Annotated in this window: 23 protein-coding genes; 10 read left to right on the top strand and 13 right to left on the bottom strand. The window is 41.4% G+C overall.

The window, feature by feature from the left end; translation table 11 throughout:
• Window positions 1–2: 2 nt before the first annotated feature.
• From DW896_RS13910 to DW896_RS13875, 8 genes are all read left to right on the top strand, one after another.
• Window positions 3–1196, top strand: a complete 1194-nt coding sequence (locus DW896_RS13910; protein ID WP_117928949.1) for a site-specific integrase — start codon at window positions 3–5, stop codon at window positions 1194–1196.
• Between the two features lie 111 nt (window positions 1197–1307).
• Complete coding sequence (locus DW896_RS13905; RefSeq protein ID WP_049702057.1) at window positions 1308–2231, top strand: hypothetical protein; 924 nt, start codon at window positions 1308–1310, stop codon at window positions 2229–2231.
• 131 nt (window positions 2232–2362) lie between these two features.
• Window positions 2363–2650, top strand: coding sequence for a helix-turn-helix domain-containing protein (locus tag DW896_RS13900; RefSeq protein WP_005802192.1), 288 nt, complete (start codon window positions 2363–2365; stop codon window positions 2648–2650).
• A gap of 5 nt (window positions 2651–2655) precedes the next feature.
• Complete coding sequence (locus DW896_RS13895; protein ID WP_119993351.1) at window positions 2656–3729, top strand: AAA family ATPase; 1074 nt, start codon at window positions 2656–2658, stop codon at window positions 3727–3729.
• Window positions 3730–3893: 164 nt separating this feature from the next.
• Complete coding sequence (locus tag DW896_RS13890) at window positions 3894–4859, top strand: toprim domain-containing protein (protein WP_117928945.1); 966 nt, start codon at window positions 3894–3896, stop codon at window positions 4857–4859.
• Between the two features lie 145 nt (window positions 4860–5004).
• On the top strand, window positions 5005–5388 hold the full coding sequence (locus DW896_RS13885; RefSeq protein ID WP_049702060.1) for a MobC family plasmid mobilization relaxosome protein: 384 nt from the start codon (window positions 5005–5007) through the stop codon (window positions 5386–5388).
• Window positions 5354–6274 carry a relaxase/mobilization nuclease domain-containing protein gene (locus tag DW896_RS13880; RefSeq protein WP_049702061.1) on the top strand — a complete coding sequence of 307 codons (921 nt, stop codon included), beginning with the start codon at window positions 5354–5356 and terminating at the stop codon, window positions 6272–6274. The genes DW896_RS13885 and DW896_RS13880 overlap by 35 nt, the downstream gene beginning before the upstream one ends.
• Before the next feature lie 4 nt (window positions 6275–6278).
• A complete protein-coding gene (locus DW896_RS13875; RefSeq protein WP_004315359.1) occupies window positions 6279–6998 on the top strand; it encodes a hypothetical protein in 720 nt (239 codons plus the stop codon).
• Window positions 6999–7050: 52 nt separating this feature from the next.
• On the opposite strand, the gene DW896_RS13870 is transcribed toward DW896_RS13875, so the two are convergent.
• The 13 genes from DW896_RS13870 to DW896_RS13805 form a co-directional block, all read right to left on the bottom strand.
• Window positions 7051–7383: a helix-turn-helix domain-containing protein gene (locus DW896_RS13870; protein ID WP_008997282.1), complete on the bottom strand. Its 333-nt coding sequence runs from the start codon at window positions 7381–7383 to the stop codon at window positions 7051–7053.
• 130 nt (window positions 7384–7513) lie between these two features.
• A complete protein-coding gene (locus DW896_RS13865) occupies window positions 7514–7933 on the bottom strand; it encodes an RteC domain-containing protein (RefSeq protein ID WP_008770715.1) in 420 nt (139 codons plus the stop codon).
• Window positions 7887–8126, bottom strand: a complete 240-nt coding sequence (locus DW896_RS13860; RefSeq protein ID WP_004315356.1) for a hypothetical protein — start codon at window positions 8124–8126, stop codon at window positions 7887–7889. Before DW896_RS13860 ends, DW896_RS13865 begins: the two co-directional genes overlap by 47 nt.
• Window positions 8127–8157: 31 nt before the next feature.
• Window positions 8158–9090, bottom strand: a complete 933-nt coding sequence (locus DW896_RS13855) for a YafY family protein (protein WP_004315355.1) — start codon at window positions 9088–9090, stop codon at window positions 8158–8160.
• Entirely contained in the window at window positions 9087–9713 is a 627-nt protein-coding gene (locus DW896_RS13850) for a Type 1 glutamine amidotransferase-like domain-containing protein (protein WP_004315354.1), read from the bottom strand. The genes DW896_RS13855 and DW896_RS13850 overlap by 4 nt, the downstream gene beginning before the upstream one ends.
• 125 nt (window positions 9714–9838) lie before the next feature.
• Complete coding sequence (locus DW896_RS21885) at window positions 9839–10033, bottom strand: DUF6597 domain-containing transcriptional factor (RefSeq protein WP_049702064.1); 195 nt, start codon at window positions 10031–10033, stop codon at window positions 9839–9841.
• Window positions 10034–10539: 506 nt separating this feature from the next.
• On the bottom strand, window positions 10540–10815 hold the full coding sequence (locus DW896_RS13835) for a hypothetical protein (protein ID WP_022401417.1): 276 nt from the start codon (window positions 10813–10815) through the stop codon (window positions 10540–10542).
• A gap of 143 nt (window positions 10816–10958) precedes the next feature.
• A complete protein-coding gene (locus DW896_RS13830; RefSeq protein WP_005827269.1) occupies window positions 10959–11540 on the bottom strand; it encodes a Crp/Fnr family transcriptional regulator in 582 nt (193 codons plus the stop codon).
• A gap of 31 nt (window positions 11541–11571) precedes the next feature.
• Window positions 11572–11931, bottom strand: coding sequence for a DUF3795 domain-containing protein (locus tag DW896_RS13825; RefSeq protein ID WP_057097562.1), 360 nt, complete (start codon window positions 11929–11931; stop codon window positions 11572–11574).
• The gene (locus DW896_RS13820; protein ID WP_022401418.1) at window positions 11928–12410 is read right to left on the bottom strand and encodes a GNAT family N-acetyltransferase; all 483 of its coding nucleotides are present in this window, start codon (window positions 12408–12410) and stop codon (window positions 11928–11930) included. The genes DW896_RS13825 and DW896_RS13820 overlap by 4 nt, the downstream gene beginning before the upstream one ends.
• A 256-nt stretch (window positions 12411–12666) precedes the next feature.
• Entirely contained in the window at window positions 12667–12954 is a 288-nt protein-coding gene (locus tag DW896_RS13815) for a hypothetical protein (protein ID WP_022401420.1), read from the bottom strand.
• 358 nt (window positions 12955–13312) lie between these two features.
• Complete coding sequence (locus tag DW896_RS13810; protein ID WP_022401421.1) at window positions 13313–14284, bottom strand: glycosyltransferase family 2 protein; 972 nt, start codon at window positions 14282–14284, stop codon at window positions 13313–13315.
• 51 nt (window positions 14285–14335) lie between these two features.
• Window positions 14336–14713: a GtrA family protein gene (locus tag DW896_RS13805; RefSeq protein WP_005833184.1), complete on the bottom strand. Its 378-nt coding sequence runs from the start codon at window positions 14711–14713 to the stop codon at window positions 14336–14338.
• A 187-nt stretch (window positions 14714–14900) separates the two neighbouring features.
• Between DW896_RS13805 and DW896_RS13800 the strand changes: the two genes are divergently transcribed.
• Both DW896_RS13800 and DW896_RS13795 read left to right on the top strand, forming a co-directional pair.
• Window positions 14901–16634: a glycosyltransferase family 39 protein gene (locus DW896_RS13800; protein WP_022401422.1), complete on the top strand. Its 1734-nt coding sequence runs from the start codon at window positions 14901–14903 to the stop codon at window positions 16632–16634.
• Window positions 16635–16661: 27 nt separating this feature from the next.
• The gene (locus DW896_RS13795) at window positions 16662–17198 is read left to right on the top strand and encodes an HD domain-containing protein (protein WP_005827246.1); all 537 of its coding nucleotides are present in this window, start codon (window positions 16662–16664) and stop codon (window positions 17196–17198) included.
• Window positions 17199–17263 lie beyond the last annotated feature (65 nt).

The raw sequence follows: 17263 nt of genomic DNA, 5'->3' as shown, positions 1-17263 counted from the left end.
TTATGGCGAAGAAAAAACAAGAAGTTAAATTGAAAGAACCTGTAAGGATTAGATTCAAGCAGCTTGCCAATGGCAACCAGTCTATTTATTTGGACTACTATACAGGTGATGTTATTAGAAAAGAAAATTATGTTGGCGGTAAACGGCAATATGAATTTTTGAAATTATACCTTATACCCGAAAAGACAAGAAAGGATAAGGCAAAGAACGAAGCTACGTTGGCTCTTGCAAAAGCTATTCAAAGCAAGCGGATAGTAGAGTTGCAAAATGATGCACACGGCTTTCAGAACACCAACAAGTCAAAAGCGAATGTGATTGATTATTTAATGAACATGAGAAGCCAATCTAAAGAACGTGGCAGCTTGAACTATGAAAAGACCGTTGGTAATACCATTCGTGAACTAAAATTGTTCAGAGGGGATTATATCGCTTTTCGTGATATAGATAAGGACTTCTTGAATAGCTTTGTGGATTTCTTGAAACAAGCGAAGAAAGCAAGCAAGTTTGGTTTGTTAAAGGCTGGGGGTGTATTAAGTAATAATTCCGTTATTGCTTACTATGGGGTGCTGCGTACCGCTATAAATAGAGCCTATAAAGAGGGGATTATTACGGTCAATCCAACGAAAGAGTTTGATTTTGCCAGTAAGGTAAAAGCGGAAGTCAGCCGCAGGGAGTATTTGACAATAGAGGAATTGAAGCGGCTTATCGGGACAGAGTGCAAGTATGAGATAATGAAACAAGCCTTTCTTTTCAGTTGTTTGTGTGGGCTGCGTGTAAGCGATATAAGAAAATTGAAGTGGAACGATTTGCAGAAAAGCGGTGAAAGAATAAGAATTGAAATAAAGATGCAGAAAACAAAAGAACCGCTTTATCTGCCTATATCCGATGAAGCGTTAAAGTGGTTGCCGCAACAAAATGAAGCAAAAGGCGATGATTTGATTTTTCCTTTGACGCATGAGGGAACTATAAATAAAATACTTCAAAAATGGGCGAAAGACGCAGGGATTATTAAGCATATCTCGTTTCATGTTGCCCGGCATACCCATGCTACCATGATGCTTACATTGGGGGCTGACTTGTACACAGTTAGCAAATTGTTAGGACATAAAAATATTGCCACAACTCAAATTTATGCGAAGATTGTCGATAAGAAAAAAGAAGAAGCTATAAGTTTGATACCGAATTTGACGGACTGATTTAAAAAGAAAGTATGGTTATATCACAGTTACCGTACTTTCTTTCTTTTTTTGTCTTTGTTTTGCCGGAAAAATATATCTTTGTTTCTACTAACTGAAACATAGATTATTATGACAGAAGAAGAACTGAAAATAAAATTCGACCATATACAAGGTATATTCAATCGCTGTATCAATCATGCCAGCCAAGTTATGATAGATAATATTGCCTCTAAGTCCTTATATTTCGACGCAGAACAGGCTGATAAACTGGAACAGCAAGAATATGTTCGTACCACTGATGAGTTGGTGCAGTTATATATTCGTTATTCTGTGTTGAATGATATTCAATATTTTTATTCTGTATCTGATTTCTTTTGGGAAAGCGGTTTTTATGAATCCTTGAAATCCGATGAGAAAAGAAAATACATGTCGTTTAATCCTCTTTCATTTGATTATTCCCGGTATGAGCAAGATAATACGGTTTATGATGAAGAACTGCCTTATTTTTCTGTAATAGTTAAAACTGTTGTATTGGAAAAATATTCTGCGTACTTGCGAAAAAAGAAAGAAAGTAAGGTGCAAGCGGAAATGCAGCCACAACAGAAAGAGCCGCAACCAATTCAAGATAAATGCCAAGAGCCTAAAATTATCTCCCATATTGCTGAAACAGAAAATCCGTTTAAGTCTATTTTAAACGACAGACAAATAGCATTGTTGGTGGATTGTATCAATGAAGTGGAAATTTTCAATGCTCCTATGACTTTTGAAGATTTGAAAGCAATACTTTCCTGTAAGCCAAAAGTTATATTTAGGTCTAATAACAACAGGCAGGTAGCTTTTCTTTTTTCGGAATTAAGCAATCGTGGTTTGATAACACCTAACTGGCAATCTGTTATAGCAAAGAATAAGTTGTTTGTTACGAAGAATATAAAGAAAGATAAATATCTGAATCAAGGTGATTTAGCCACAGCCGCCAATTATGTAAAAGGGGTGGAACATGAAAAAGATTATGTAACCATCAGCAATTATATCAAACAACTGAAAAAACTTTAAGAATAGGTTAATACCTCAAACATAGCTTAATCCACTATCAAGCTATTCCTCAATACTTTTGCCCCCGTAATCGATTACAAGAAACTGGAGGGCATGCACTCCATATTGTCTAACGCAAATACTTTTGTTATATGGAAACAAGTATTGAGAAGCGAGTTGCAGAACTCGAAAATTTAGTGTTCCTTTCAAAGAATGTGCTTAGTTTTGATGAAGCGAGCAAGTTCTTGAACCTTTCAAAAAGTTACTTGTACAAGCTGACTTCGGGTAACTTGATACCCCATTACAAGCCGCAGGGCAAAATGCTTTATTTTGAGAAAGCGGAATTAGAAGCGTGGTTGCGTCAGAACCCGGTGAAGACGCAGGCGCAGATAGAGCAGGAAGCGCAGAAATATATCCTTAACCGTCCCTTAAAGAAATAGCGGCTATGGAAAATAGAAAAGCGACAGAAGCCGGGCAGGATGTCACCATGCAGAAAGAGGATTTTGCAGCCCTTTGGAAAACCATCCATCTAAAGGTGACGGACACTTACGAAGTGCCGCCCGAAATACTCTGGGTGAACGGCTCTACCATTGGCACGCTGGGTAATTTCAGCGCATCCACAGGAAAAGCCAAGAGCAAAAAGACATTCAACATTTCCGCCATCGTTGCGGCAGCGTTGAAGAATGACGAGGTACTGAAGTATTCGGCATATCTGCCACCGAACAAGCGGAAAATCCTCTATGTAGATACCGAGCAGAGCAAATACCATTGCCATAAGGTCATGGAGCGTATTTTGCGCCTTGCCGGATTGCCTACCGACAAGGACAGGGACGATTTTGTTTTCATCGTGCTAAGGGAGCAGACCCCCGACAAGCGGAAACAGATTATCGGCTATATGCTTGAAAATATGCCCGATGTGGGGTTGCTCATCATTGACGGAATCCGTGACTTGATGTATGACATCAACAGCCCCAGCGAATCAACCGACCTAATCAACCTCTTGATGCGCTGGTCAAGCGGATATAACCTGCATATCCACACTGTACTGCATTTGAATAAGGGGGATGACAACACAAGGGGGCATATCGGTACGGAACTGAACAACAAGGCTGAAACCGTCCTGCAAATCACGAAAAGCCAGCAGGACGGCAACATAAGCGAGGTAAAGGCGATGCACATACGTGACCGGGAATTTGACCCGTTCGCATTCCGTATCAATGACAACGCTTTACCCGAAATCGTGGATGATTATGTATTCCAACAACCTAAGCAGGACAGGAATTTTCCGCTTACGGAACTGACTGAACGGCAACACCGGGAAGCGTTGGAGAACGGTTTCGGCAAGCAGGTGGTACAAGGCTATTCCAATGTCATAGCGGCATTGAAACAGGGTTATGCGAGTATCGGCTACGAGCGTGGACGCAATGTCCTTGTGTCACTTAACAAGTTTCTTGTGAACAAGCGTATGATTGTGAAAGAGGGCAAGGGCTACCGCTATAATCCCGATTTCCATTATTAAAAGTCAGTTTGGTTTAGTCCGGGTGTATATACAAGAGGAACGGACTTACTATTTTCCTGTATCGGAACAGGCAGGTTTAGTATGGTACGGGTGTATATATAACGGACTAAACAGGACTGGCGCACTTTTCAACTATTTTTTTTATCCCCAAAAAAGAAAATGTTATGAACATCGAAGATGTGAAACAAATACCCATCGCAGACTATCTGCACAGTTTAGGTTACTCTCCTGTCAAGCAGCAGGGTAACGGTTTATGGTACAAATCACCGTTAAGGGAGGAACACGAACCGTCTTTCAAGGTGAACACTGACCGCAACCTTTGGTATGACTTTGGCGCAGGCAAGGGCGGTAACATCATCGCACTGGCAAAGGAACTCTATTGTTCCGACAGCCTGCCATACCTTTTAAACCGGATAGCGGAACAGACACCGCACGTCCGTCCGGTCAGTTTTTCTTTTCCCCAGCGTAGGACAGAACCGAGCTTCCAGCATTTGGAAGTCCGTGACCTTACCCATCCGGCATTGCTCCGTTACTTGCAGGGACGGGGTATCAATGTCGAACTAGCAAAAAGAGAATGTAAGGAACTCCATTTTACCAATAATGGCAGACCGTTCTTTGCTATCGGTTTCCCGAACATGGCAGGAGGTTACGAGGTTCGCAATTCCTTTTTCAAAGGCTGCATCGCCCCGAAAGACATCACCCATATACGGCAGCAGGGAGAGCCGAGGGAGAAGTGTTTGGTGTTCGAGGGTTTCATGGACTACCTCTCTTTCCTTACGCTCCGCATGAGGAACTGTCCGACCATACCCGACCTTGACAGGCAGGATTATGCCATTCTTAACTCTACCGCCAATGTGTCGAAAGCCATTGACGTGCTGTACCCGTATGAACGCATCCACTGTATGCTTGACAATGACAAGGCTGGATATGAAGCGACACGGGCTATCGAATTGGAATACCCCTACCGTGTGCGTGACTTCTCGCACAATTATAGGGGATATTCGGACTTGAACGATTATCTGTGCGGCAGGAGGCAGGAACAGAAAAACGCAGCCAGCCAAGTGCAGGAAACGAAGCAGGAAACCGGACAACGTGCCGCCCCAAGACAAAAGAGAGGCAGGGGCATTTAATCCGGCAGGACTACCAACGGCTGGCGGTTTATTTGGAGAGCAAGGTTATGTTTCGGTAAACCGAAACTACCTTGCTTTGCTCACCGCAAAGAAAATTTCTCCCGTTGGTCGCAATTTTTAAGATACCATTTAAATGTAAAAACCTATGACGAATATAAAGGATAAGCCGGGGGGACGTCCGGCAAAGAAACGGATAGAGAAGCAGCAACGGGTTGTCAGTACGAAACTGACCGAGTTGCAGTATTACGCCATCAGAAAGCGAGCCGGGGAAGCTGGGTTACGTGTCAGTGAGTATGTAAGGCAGGCGGTTGTTTCGGTAGAGGTCATACCCCGGCTGAACAGGCAGGATGCGGACACCATCCGCAAACTGGCAGGGGAAGCCAACAACATCAACCAGTTGGCGCACCGGGCGAATGCCGGAGGTTTCGCACTGGTGGCGGTGGAACTGGTGAAGCTCAAAAACCGGATTATTGAAATCATAAACCATTTGTCAGATGATTGGAAAAATAAAAAAGGGAAGCGGGTTTAAGGGCTGTGTGAACTATGTGCTTGGCAAGGAGCAGGCGGTTTTGCTTCATGCGGACGGGGTTCTGACTGAAAGCCGGGGAGATATAATCCACAGCTTCTGTATGCAGACCGGGATGAATCCCGACTTGAAAAAGCCTGTCGGACATATTGCGTTGAGTTATTCGGCAGTGGATGCGCCCAAATTGACAGATGGGAAGATGGTACAGCTTGCGCAGGAGTATATGCGTGAAATGAAAATCACCGATACGCAGTATATCATCGTGCGCCATCAAGACCGGGAACACCCACATGTGCATATCGTGTTCAACCGCATAGACAATAACGGCAAGACCATTTCGGACAGGAACGACATGTATCGTAACGAACAGGTATGCAAGAAGCTGAAAGCCAAACACGGGCTTTATTTCGCCGAGGGAAAAGAGCAGGTGAAGCAGCACCGATTGAAAGAGCCGGACAAATCAAAATACGAGATTTACACGGCTGTGAAAAATGAAATCGGCAAATCCCGTAACTGGCAGCAGTTGCAGCACAGGTTAGCGGAAAAGGGTATCACTATCCAGTTCAAACGAAAGGGACAGACTGACGAGATACAGGGCATATCCTTTTCCAAAGGCGAATACACGTTCAAGGGGTCGGAGATAGACCGCAGTTTCAGTTTTTCCAAACTGGATAAATGTTTCGGGGATGCAGGAATGAATGTTGCCGAAAGCCAACGGCAAACAACTTTCGCACCCGTTCGGGAACAAGCACCTGCACCGGACAAGGCTGACAGTCCGTTGATAACAGGTTCACTCGGTCTGTTTTCTGCTTCTTCTCCCCCAGTGGATGAAGAACCTAATTTTAATTTGAGAAAGAAGAAGAAAAAGAAAAAACAACTTAAACAGTAAAGACATGGAAGATAATTTGATTTTAGAGGGGCTTCTCTCTATGGTTACGGAACTGAAAGAGAAGCAGGAAGCACAGGCAACGCCAGCCAGTCGGGAGGAAACTCTCGAACGGCTGGGAGCAATCGAACAAGCGTTGTCGGAACTGCACAGTAATTCGGCTGTTCCCGAAGAAAAGTTGCGGGTTATTCAAAGCCAACTTGACGACATAAGGAGCAGGATGCAAGGTCAGCAGAAGAACATAGAGGACACCAAGAAAATAACATTGGAAACCTACCGTTGTTTCAAGGTAATGATTGATACTTTGGGCTCTTGCAAGACGGATAAAGAGGAAGCTACGCCCTTACCGTTCTATCAACGGATTTACAACAAGGTCGCTTCTTGGATTCGTCCGGGATTGTTTGTTTTTTCGGCAGTGCTGGTCGTCTGTTCCGTTTCCATATTCTTGAATGTCCGTTTGGCTGAACGTATGCAGCAGTTGCAGGACAACGATATGAAATACCGCTATTTGCTGATGCAAGGACAGGCAGACGGGGAAACTTTTGATATGCTGGAAAACAAGTTCAAGTGGCAACGGGATAACGGTTTTATCCGAAGTTTGACCGATTCAGTGATGGATTTTGAATATCGCATCCAAAAGCAGGCGGAAGCACTGGAACGTGCAAGGCTGTTGAATGAGCAAGCCGAACAGCTAAAGAAAGAAGCCGATAAGTTGGGTAAGCCATAAACGGGGAAAGTCGGAACAGATGAAGTACATTCACCGTTCCGGCTTTTCAGATTCACTTCTTTTTCTTCGTACAGTGTTCTTTCTCGAACTGGCGTAGCGTGGTGACGCTGAACCGTTCTTTAATAAACTCCCGGACATCGGAAGCCTTGTAATACACTTTTCCGCTGATAGTGAAGTAAGGCAGCGCACCGATAGCCCGGTAGCGTTGCAGAGTTTTGATACTTACTTTGAATAATAAACACAAGTCTTGATTATCCAATAGGTTGTCATCTTCGGGTAGTACCTTGTCCGCATTGCGTAGTACCCGTACATCCTTGCAGAGTTCTTCCAGCTTGGCGTACAGCTTCTGCATCCATACGCTGAAATCGTCATTGTCTATATACATGATTGCTTCATTTTTCTGATTATACATTCTTGTCTGTCAATCAATTGATGAAGCAAAGTTCAGAAAATAGGCGCAAAGAAATTACGGGGGAACTAATGGAATCCCCTATAAATAAATCATAAGTCACTGATTATCTATATCCTTTCTTGTCATGTTCCTTTTTGATAAGTTCTACCAATCCATTAAGAAACCCGGTCAGTTTGCCCGGCTTTCGTTTTATCACGTCCTCATGTTTTTGGTAACAGTCGCCTATCTTGATGTTGAACAGCCATTCAAAGGCTTTCGCCAAGTCCACCAAGTAGGCGGGCTTGCCGTTCTGATACACGATGTTTTTGGAGAGGAACAGACCGCTTACCATTTCCATGATGTTGATAAGGGTTGTCTTGTCTGCGAGATAGAGAGGGGAAAGGGGCTGTTTGTTGATACGTTGCTGTAGCTGTTCCGGGTATTTGATGCGCCACTCGATAAGGCGTATTTCAGTGTTCAAAAGTCCTATCGCTTCATCAATTAGATGCAGATGGGGCATTTTTTTCTTGCTCAAACCGTACACGATACGATTTAAGACGGTGCAAACCAAAGGAAAAATAACGTAGTAAAACGTTGTAATCCTGCTCATTGATACTAAAATTGGCTACATGGGTCGCCAATTCTTCGATAGCTTCTGCAAATTCAGATGCAGACACTTTACGTTGTGAGCATTCCGACAATAAGCGGAAAAATCTTTGGTCGAATATTTTTTTCATTGAGTCGATTAAAAATACTATTTGACAGCAATCAAATAGAAATGTTATTGATAATATTTTTAACTTCATATTTTAAAGAATCTGGTCTTATTATAGTTGCACTATCTGCAAAAGACAGATACCAATGTGCAAACTTACTGATTGAAAATGTTAGAAAATGAAGTTCAAACATATCCCCTATCTCTTTCTCAGATGTTAATCCGTAATAATATTTATCATCATTCATTATGGAGGTTTTATTCTTTTCTATTCTTATAACGATTTCATGTAATTTCTCTTTATCATAAAACTCGCGTATGAATTTTTCCAAAGGAGGATGCTCCCGTGATTGTAATTCATTAAGAATGTGCATTTTTTGAATTCTATCTATCCGAAATGTAAGATAGATTTCTTTGGGAAGATAAAAGCCTATTAGATACCAGTTAGTTCTCGAAAAGAAAATTCCAACAGCTTCAATCTTTCGTTCTGAAACACTTAACGCATTACTTCCCAAATAAGATATTTCAATAATTCTTTTTTGGTATATACTTTGTAAAATAAGTAAAAGAATATCAGGTTTATAGGTAGATGATTTATAAGTATCCAATACAGACATGCACTTTTCCATTGTTTCTAACATATTTTTGTCTGCAAAACGCATGACAGACCTAATCTTTTCTATTCCAGACTTATAATGTTCGTTGCTATTTGAATCAGTTAGTTCATGTACTAATTTCTCTGCAATCAAAAAGGACAAAGCCTCTTTTTGAGTAAACATTAGAGGAGATAATTTGAATCCTTCTGCAAGTGAATAACCAATACCGGGATTTCCTATGATAGGAATGCCTGCCTCTTCCAATGTTCTTATATCTCGATATACAGTGCGAATGCTTATATTAAAACGTTCTGAAATTTGCTGTGCTTTCACTAACGAGTGCGATTGTAACTGAATCAATATAGCAGAAATACGGTCTATTCTATTCATTTTGCATCTTTAATTTGAATATTTGAATCTTCAATAATAACAGCTTGTTTATTACTTATAGGAATAAGCTGCAACTTCTCATTATATAGTTGAACTATCTTTTCACCTTTTTTCTTGAATGGAAAATTTCCATAATGGGGAATCGTATAAAAATCGACCAAATCTAAAGAAGTACAGTCTTTCAATTCAGGAGCCTTTTCTATTGGATCAAAATTCACACTTCTCATATATTCTGCATCGGGAGAGGCTATTATTGCTCCGGCAGATTCCCCAATATACAGTTTACCCAATTTCACTTGTTTAGATATAATTTTATCAACACCTTTTCTTTTTAACTCTTGCAAAAGGAAAAATGTATTTCCACCTGTTATGTAGATATAATCGCATTTATGTAATATAGAAGATATTTCCTCTTTGGGCAGTTGGGTAATCTCGACTTCTTCAACAATCATTCCTGCTTCTTCTAAAGCCTTTTTCCCCTTTTTTACATAGAATCGTATTGGTTCTGTAAGGCTTGCAGTTGGTATAAAAGCTATAATTTTCCCTTGCAAATCTTCTTTGGCACAATCGACAAATAGATTAGCAACATCAGCAAATGATGAGCATAAAAATAATCTTTTCATATTCTATAATATTAAGTTGAATACTTTTTGATACAAAGATAGCGTCTTCTATGACAGCCCTATGTCAGTAAGTCTAAATATTGAAGAGTTTTTTTCATCAAAACAATCCATTATTGAAATTTACCCTATTTGTAATGTGGCTGCGTTCCCTTATGAAAAGAAGAAATAATTTTGTTCCCTTTATGAAAAACAAGTGCTACACAACCTGCCGGGATAGAACGTTGAAAGCCTTGCTTTACATCATCTATCCTTAAAAACCAATATTGCTTTATATAAGGAGCGAGCAATTTGGTAGGTTGTATTACTTGAATTTTCTCCATTCTGTTTTAATTATCAAACAAAAGTAAGATTTCTTAGATAGATATTAGGTGTAAAAAAGGGACATTCTAATTAAAACATCCAAATATCTGTTGCCTAAATCATTCAAAGTTCTCTGCATTGGAAGATATGTCATAGATAAGTTGAAAAAGTTATTATAAACACAAGTTTAGTTTGTGTTTTTGTCTATATATCCAAAACGGACTAAACTAATTTCTATTGACAGCAAATTATATATGCTGGCGAAAAGAAAAACAGTATTCTTCTTTTCGCCAGTTTTGCTTTTATGGTTAGAGAGCTTTTGTTACCTTTGCACATGAAGCCCACCGCAAAGCGATTTCTTCGTTTTTTTGTTACTATTTTGTTACCCACTATTAGTAATAGGTGGGCTTTTGCTTTGATAATCAGAGTTATATTATGCTGTATGTATAATATGTGGCAAAACATCATCAATAGTTATCAGCTGTGGAAGAAAAGGAAAAATGAGACGGAATAACTGCTGAGTATTTTACATCTTATTTGCTTTATGGACATAGAGGGTGGTTGCAACAATTATCAGTACAAATGCCATAATGAGGAATATTATCCGGATAAGACGATGTTTTGAAAATAGGTTGGCCATGCAGGCAGAAGCCACGCTGAAACGGGCTATTATAGAATCAATTGTGGCGTTTTCGAAAAAGACTGATGCAATACTCCATAGTGCAATAATGGTTAATATAGCATTGGCTGATAAACAAAGAATTTTATCAAGTGGCATTCTAAATACTTTTCTTGTTCTCATATATAGGACTCTATGTTTAACTCCTTTCATTCCTGCCTTTCGCTGAATCAGCCAAAGGATAGGGCAAAAATAAAAGAGAACTTCCTGACAGAATCAATATTGTCTTGGAATATTGTTAAATGATTGAATTTCTAAACCTATGTTTATTCTTTGCTGTCAAAACTCTGTTTGTGTCTGATGCGGCTCATGTGAATAGGGGTTATTTTCAAGTAAGACGCAATTTCTTTTAGGGGTACCATTTGTAGGATTTCTGGACATTTTTTAAGAAGTTGGAGATAGCGTTCTTCCGATGTAAATCTGAACAAATCCAAGTAACGTGAATACGACTGAAAAAATAATTGTTCGGCTGCAATACGGGCTATTCGTTGATTTTCTTTGTTCTCTTCAAATTCTTGTAGAAGTAATTCGGAAGAACAGATGTAGATTCTACATGGGGTTATTGCTTGTATATTCAATTCAGATTTTATGTCGTATAAACAATTGGGATAATCAGAGATAAATTCATTGGCAAAAGAAAAACCTACATTATATGTTTTGTTTTCAGTTTGGTTGATGCAGGTATATTTGATTACACCGGATACAATAAACCCGAAGAAAGAACCGACTTCTCCCTCTCGGAGGATAAACTCATTTCTTTTATAATACCGTAGTTCTCCGTTTCTTAAACACAGTTCCCTAAAAAAGTCAGTGTCTATATTGCCCATGTATGAATTAAAATCTGTCATTTACAACACATGTTTTTCGAAAGGTACAAAATTATTGTTTTATTCCTGATTTTCTGTCATTGTTGGTAAGCTGGTCGTGGACTCTCTCATTATAATACTTTAAAAATTTAACTTCACCTACGTTTTTTAAAAGCTTTTGGTTTTCAATGAAGTTTTGTCCGTATTTTAGCCAACGTTTGGTAAATCTTTTGAATTTAGTACATGGGAAATCAGAACATTGGAAACAATGTGTTATTCTTTTTTCCAAGCAACATAAATGGAATGTTTTACATTTTTCACAGCGAGAACCATTCTGTTCTGCTCCTTTGCAGGGACTTTTTTCTCTTGTGTATATGGGACAACCACCACAAAAGACACCACAAGCAGGAATACGTCCGTTATACGATTTCATTCAGCCAGCCTTTTCGCCATCCAAAAATTGGTGAGATAAAGTTGGTTGGCTTTGCGTTTCTGTTCCACTTCTACTATATAGCCTCTTTTCTCAAAGAATGGACGGGCTGTCAGGCTTACTTCTGATGTAATTCGCATGATTCCTCTTGCGGTTGCATACCGTTCTATCTCATTTAGAAGTATGGTAGCAATGCCTTTACCTTGAAAATCTTTATGAACAAACATAGAATGCAAATATCCTTGGTGGGTAATGGATGAAAAGCCGACAATCTGTGACTGTTGATTGGTTGCCACAATAAAATAATGTGTCTTAATCATGTCTTTTATGCGGGAGAGGTCGTTTCCGCACGATGCCCAATCTGCCACTTCTGCTTCTGAATAGTCACGTTTGTTTATATGGAGGACTGTCTCTTGAAACAAACTCATAAGTTCAAGGGCATCAGGCTGTTGGGCAATTCTAATTGTAAAATCTGTATTCATGTTTTTAAGTGCTAAAATGTATGCTTTTAGATGTTCCATGTTCTAACAGAAAGTCTTTCAATGTATTTATTGTGTTTGCAAAGATAATCTTTTCATTTCTAATTTATTGGTTTAGGAAAATCAAGTTGTTGATTCTCTGCTTCGAATATAAAAAGTATGCGAATTTTTATGAAGCATGGGAATCTGCTTTCAATCGCCAGCCAATGGCTGATGAATTTAACCGGGTAGATTTCTTGCCAATTGGTTTCAGACCTGCTTATAAGAACAATTTATAACAAAGTACTCCCAATAAAAGCAAGACTAAAGCACATGCTGCAAGAATCGTCTTTGCCCTGAATAGATGTTCTTTATCTGACAATTCCTTTTCAGTAGTATTTCTTCGGATTTTTTCTATTTCCTCAATGGTTACATCGGCTCTCTCAGGACCTTTCCTTTCTACAAGGTATTTGTAGTGCTCCCGCATCCGTCCTCTGCTCAACTTGCGGAGAGCACGGTTCTCTTTATCCCTTTGTAGCATGTCATTGATGCAGCCTAATGTTCCCATAAGCAGATTTTTATCATGTGTAAGCAAAATGGTTTGCTTGCACGTGTACTAAGATACGGCATTTATGTCGCTTTCGCAAGCGATTTTGTGTTTTTTGATATAAACTGATGTGACGATACGATTTTGATAGTTATGTTAACTCATTGTCTGCCAGAGAGTAATTTTGCCAACCCATTGTCATGCTTTTGGCAAACTTTTGCCATGCCTATGGCAAAGTCTTGCCAATAGGGTGGCAAAATCTTGCCAACTTGTCGGCAAGAAAGACACACACTGTTCCCTATACCTTTATTATAGTGTGATAGCGTGACAAGTGTTTTTCCTTTTTAAAACTTTTGTGTAGAATGATGATGGGCTTCTTTTATTCTGTTTTGCCGGACGGCATCAGCAGTTCTTCTTCATTGTAGCGCGGTCGGTCCTTCACCTCAATGTATATTTTGCCGATGTATTCGCCTACAATCCCCAGCGACACAAGTATCACACCTCCTACCAGCCAGACGGAAATCATCAGTGATGACCATCCGGGGACGGCGTTATGCTGTGTGTAAGAGTGAAGTGTCCATCCGGTGACACACAGTGCCACAAGAATAAAGATGCAGCCTATCCAAAAAATCATACGGACCGGTTTGACGGAAAAGGAAGTGATACCGTCGATGGCAAAATTAAGCATCTTCCGGAAAGGATACTTTGATTCTCCGGCAAAACGCTTGTCACGATTGTAGTACACGCTGTCCGTCTGGTAGCCGATGAGGGGAACCAGCCCCCGAAGAAAAAGGTTGCGCTCGCGGAAGCGGCATAGGTGTTGTATAGCCCGCTGGCTCATCAGGCGGTAGTCGGCATGGTTGTAGACGGATTTTACCCCCATTGCCTTCATCAGCCGATAAAAGACCAAAGCGGTGTTGCGTTTGAAGAAAGTGTCGGTCTTCCGTTCTTTACGTACGCCATAAACGATGTCATTGCCCGCTTTATAGCTGTTTATCATGTCCGGAATCACCTGGATGTCATCTTGCAAGTCTGCATCAATGGAGATGGCTATCTCGCAACGCTCTTTTACTGCATTGAGTCCTGCTAGCAGGGCATTCTGGTGTCCTACGTTTCCTGCCAGGTTCAGTCCGCAGGCATAGGCCGTATTTTGGTGCAGTTCTTTGATGATAGCCCATGTCTGGTCGGTGCTTCCGTCGTTTACATATAATATATAGCTTTCCGGGGAAATTTGCCGGGCTTGTATCAGCCGGTCGAATAATTGGCTCAATCGTTTATGGGTTTCATGCAGCACTGCCTCTTCTTTGTAGCAAGGTACGACAACGGCGAGTATGGGAGAGTTTTCCATCATAGAACAAATCTTTTTGCAATATTCGTAAGAAATCGGGAGAAAAACAAATTATCACTCTTTTCTTTTGAAAACGAAACGTACGAGTAAGAAGTTGACCGGAATGGCGATGGCGAAAACCGGAATGGGGGCCAGAGGTTTGGGGATGCCCATCCAGAGAGAGAGGTTCAGCAACCCCATGTGTAGCAGATAGCTGCATAAGTGTGCCCCTCCAAATCCGAAGGCTTTTCTCCATGAGGGCTTTCGGCCGAAGGTAAAGTAAGCAGTCAGATAGAAATTGGCGATGAAGCTGAGAGCATATCCCAGTGTATAGGCTATGTTTACATTGATAACCCGTTGTAATACAAAATACAATCCGTAGTGCAGAGCTGTCGCAAAGATGCCCACCATTACGAAGCGTACAAATTCCGGTAGTTGTTTCAGCCGCTTCATCTTAACATTAAATATCTACTCTCTGTTGCCATTATCATTGGGGCGGCAAAGTTAGGCATTGTTTCAGAATTATTTGTAATTTTGCTTTGCGAAATTAAGCTGCATCTCAGCAAATTGCAAATAAATTTGCATCTGCTTTCGGTTTGCGCTATCTTTGCGTCCAGAAAACATAAAAAACAAATAAGGTATGTCGGACAGAAAGAAGGCGTTCTGGTTTATTGCGCTGCTGAGTGTGCTTGTGGTTGTTCCCTTTCTGGGAGAAACCATTTTTTATTCCAAGGGGGAACCGCGGGAGGCGATTGTTGCCCTTTCTATGCTGGAAAGTGGAAACTGGATACTTCCGGTGAACTATGGTACTGATATTGCTTATAAACCCCCTTTCTTCTACTGGTCAATAGCCGCCGTCTCTTCCCTTTTTGGAGAGGTGACGGAGTTTTCCGCCCGTTTCCCGTCTGCATTGGCTTTTTTAGCCATGCAGTTGATGTTCTTTGCCTTTGTGGCAAAACGTAAAAACGTTCAAACGGCGTTTCTGGCCTCTATTCTTCTTTTGTCTTCTTTCGAGGTGCATCGGGCGGCTGTCGCTTGTCGGGTCGATATGGTTCAGGTTGCCTTTATCGTTATTTCCCTTTGTCTGCTGTTCCGCTGGGATGAGAAGGGATGCCGCGGAGTGCCCTGGCTTGCGGTGTTGCTGATGGGATGTGCCACGTTGACCAAAGGGCCGGTAGGCTCCATATTCCCTTGCGCGTGTATCGGTGTGTATCAGTTGTTGCGCGGACGTTCTTTCTGGAAAGCGTTTTTCTCGTTGGTAGGTATCGGCTTGCTTTCTTTTGTTCCTTATTTAGCTTGGGTATACGTAGCTTACAGACAAGGTGGACAACCGTTCCTCGATTTGGTTCTGGAGGAGAATACCGGGCGGTTTATGGGCAAAATGTCCTACGAGTCCCATGAAAATCCTATATGGTATAATTTCCTGACTTTGATTTGGGGATGGATTCCCTGGACGTTGGTTCTGGTAATTTCCTTGTTTGGCTTGAAGTGGAAAAACATGCGTTGTCTGCCGGAAGGGGAGACCCTGCTGTTGCGGTTGAAGAAGGGCTGGACTGCTTTCCGCAACCAGTCTCCGGTACAATTGTTCACGTGGCTGGTCATTCTGATAATCTTTGTCTTCTACTGCATCCCCAAGAGTAAGCGGAGCGTTTATCTGCTTCCCATCTATCCGTTTATGGCAGTGCTGATAGCTGAGTATCTGTTGGCTTTGGTACAAAAGGGGGCACGAGTTTTCAGGATTTGTGCAATCATCTTTGCTTCTTTGGGCTTGTTGCTTACGCTTGTTTTTGTCGTAGTTCGTCTCGGCCTGGTTCCCGACAGCGTTTTTGGAAGCGGACGCCATGCCGCTGAGAATGTAGCCTTTATGCATGCGTTGGAGGATGTGGCTTTGTCTGTTCCCAAGTGGCTCCTGGTAGCGCTTCCCGTAGTAGCCGCTGTCTGCACATTACGCATGGTGATAAAGCGTGCGGATAGCCGGTCATTATTATATGGCATAGCAGGATGTATGCTCTGCCTTTTCGTATCATTGGATTCGGTTTATCAGCCCACGGTGCTGGCTGTGAAATCAGATAAACATTTGGCTGAAAGGGTCAATACGTATGTTCCGGAAGGTGTGGTCTATTCTTACTCGAAAATGAGTTTCTATGGTGTTAACTTCTATCTGAAAGACCGCATGCGGCACATTGAAAAGGAACGTCCGTCCAGCGAGGAGGGCTATTTGTTGGTTCCCGTAAAGGAGGAGGAGAATATGTTGGGAGAGCTGGAACAGACGTATCATCTGGAAAAGATATTCCGTACAGACAGACGCAGTTGTGATATGCGTAATGAAATCTGCATGTATAAATTTAGGGCGATTGACATTCATAACCCATAATTTATAACTCATAACTCATAACTTAAAATGAATCCGATAGATATCATTAACAAATATTATCCGGAAGAGAATGAGTTGCGGCATATACTGTTGACGCACAGCCGTTCCGTAGCCGACAAGTCGTTATGGATTGCCGACCGCCATCCGGAACTTTCATTGGATAAGGATTTTCTGTACGAGGCTGCCATGCTGCACGATATAGGCATTTTTCTTACAGATGCGGCAGGTATCCATTGTTTTGGCGACAAGCCTTATATCTGTCACGGTTATTTGGGAGCCGACCTGATACGCGGCGAAGGCTATCCCCGCCATGCTTTGGTTTGTGAACGCCATACGGGTGCCGGACTTTCATTGGAGGGAATCATTGCGCAGGATTTGCCCGTACCGCATCGTGAAATGGTTCCGGTCAGCTTGGAAGAACAAGCTATCTGTTTTGCCGATAAGTTTTATTCAAAAACTCATTTGGAAAAGGAGAAAAGTGTAGAAAAAGCCCGAAAAAGTTTGGAACGTTATGGTGAAGAAGGGGTACGGCGCTTTGATAATTGGTGCGAACAGTTCTTGTAGCAATCTAAATTTCTTTAAAAAGGGAGATTATCCGTATAAATTATGTACTTTTGCCCCTCCAAGCG

The organism is Bacteroides sp. AM41-16 (genome assembly GCF_003603495.1).
In the GTDB taxonomy this organism is placed as follows: Bacteria; Bacteroidota; Bacteroidia; order Bacteroidales; family Bacteroidaceae; genus Bacteroides; species Bacteroides uniformis.
The sequence above is the reverse complement of the archived record's forward strand: the minus strand, read 5'-3'. Positions and strand labels throughout refer to the sequence as shown.

Coding starts and splice junctions, on each gene's coding strand:
- DW896_RS13815 (WP_022401420.1), bottom strand. CDS start 12,954: ATGGGAACATTAGGCTGCATCAATGACATGCTACAAAGGGATAAAGAG.
- DW896_RS13895 (WP_119993351.1), top strand. CDS start 2,656: ATGGAAAATAGAAAAGCGACAGAAGCCGGGCAGGATGTCACCATGCAG.
- DW896_RS13905 (WP_049702057.1), top strand. CDS start 1,308: ATGACAGAAGAAGAACTGAAAATAAAATTCGACCATATACAAGGTATA.
- DW896_RS13825 (WP_057097562.1), bottom strand. CDS start 11,931: ATGAAATCGTATAACGGACGTATTCCTGCTTGTGGTGTCTTTTGTGGT.
- DW896_RS13835 (WP_022401417.1), bottom strand. CDS start 10,815: ATGAGAACAAGAAAAGTATTTAGAATGCCACTTGATAAAATTCTTTGT.
- DW896_RS13810 (WP_022401421.1), bottom strand. CDS start 14,284: ATGATGGAAAACTCTCCCATACTCGCCGTTGTCGTACCTTGCTACAAA.
- DW896_RS13820 (WP_022401418.1), bottom strand. CDS start 12,410: ATGAATACAGATTTTACAATTAGAATTGCCCAACAGCCTGATGCCCTT.
- DW896_RS13800 (WP_022401422.1), top strand. CDS start 14,901: ATGTCGGACAGAAAGAAGGCGTTCTGGTTTATTGCGCTGCTGAGTGTG.
- DW896_RS21885 (WP_049702064.1), bottom strand. CDS start 10,033: ATGGAGAAAATTCAAGTAATACAACCTACCAAATTGCTCGCTCCTTAT.
- DW896_RS13855 (WP_004315355.1), bottom strand. CDS start 9,090: ATGAATAGAATAGACCGTATTTCTGCTATATTGATTCAGTTACAATCG.
- DW896_RS13900 (WP_005802192.1), top strand. CDS start 2,363: ATGGAAACAAGTATTGAGAAGCGAGTTGCAGAACTCGAAAATTTAGTG.
- DW896_RS13830 (WP_005827269.1), bottom strand. CDS start 11,540: ATGACAGATTTTAATTCATACATGGGCAATATAGACACTGACTTTTTT.
- DW896_RS13890 (WP_117928945.1), top strand. CDS start 3,894: ATGAACATCGAAGATGTGAAACAAATACCCATCGCAGACTATCTGCAC.
- DW896_RS13795 (WP_005827246.1), top strand. CDS start 16,662: ATGAATCCGATAGATATCATTAACAAATATTATCCGGAAGAGAATGAG.
- DW896_RS13885 (WP_049702060.1), top strand. CDS start 5,005: ATGACGAATATAAAGGATAAGCCGGGGGGACGTCCGGCAAAGAAACGG.
- DW896_RS13850 (WP_004315354.1), bottom strand. CDS start 9,713: ATGAAAAGATTATTTTTATGCTCATCATTTGCTGATGTTGCTAATCTA.
- DW896_RS13860 (WP_004315356.1), bottom strand. CDS start 8,126: ATGAAAAAAATATTCGACCAAAGATTTTTCCGCTTATTGTCGGAATGC.
- DW896_RS13870 (WP_008997282.1), bottom strand. CDS start 7,383: ATGTATATAGACAATGACGATTTCAGCGTATGGATGCAGAAGCTGTAC.
- DW896_RS13910 (WP_117928949.1), top strand. CDS start 3: ATGGCGAAGAAAAAACAAGAAGTTAAATTGAAAGAACCTGTAAGGATT.
- DW896_RS13880 (WP_049702061.1), top strand. CDS start 5,354: ATGATTGGAAAAATAAAAAAGGGAAGCGGGTTTAAGGGCTGTGTGAAC.
- DW896_RS13805 (WP_005833184.1), bottom strand. CDS start 14,713: ATGAAGCGGCTGAAACAACTACCGGAATTTGTACGCTTCGTAATGGTG.
- DW896_RS13875 (WP_004315359.1), top strand. CDS start 6,279: ATGGAAGATAATTTGATTTTAGAGGGGCTTCTCTCTATGGTTACGGAA.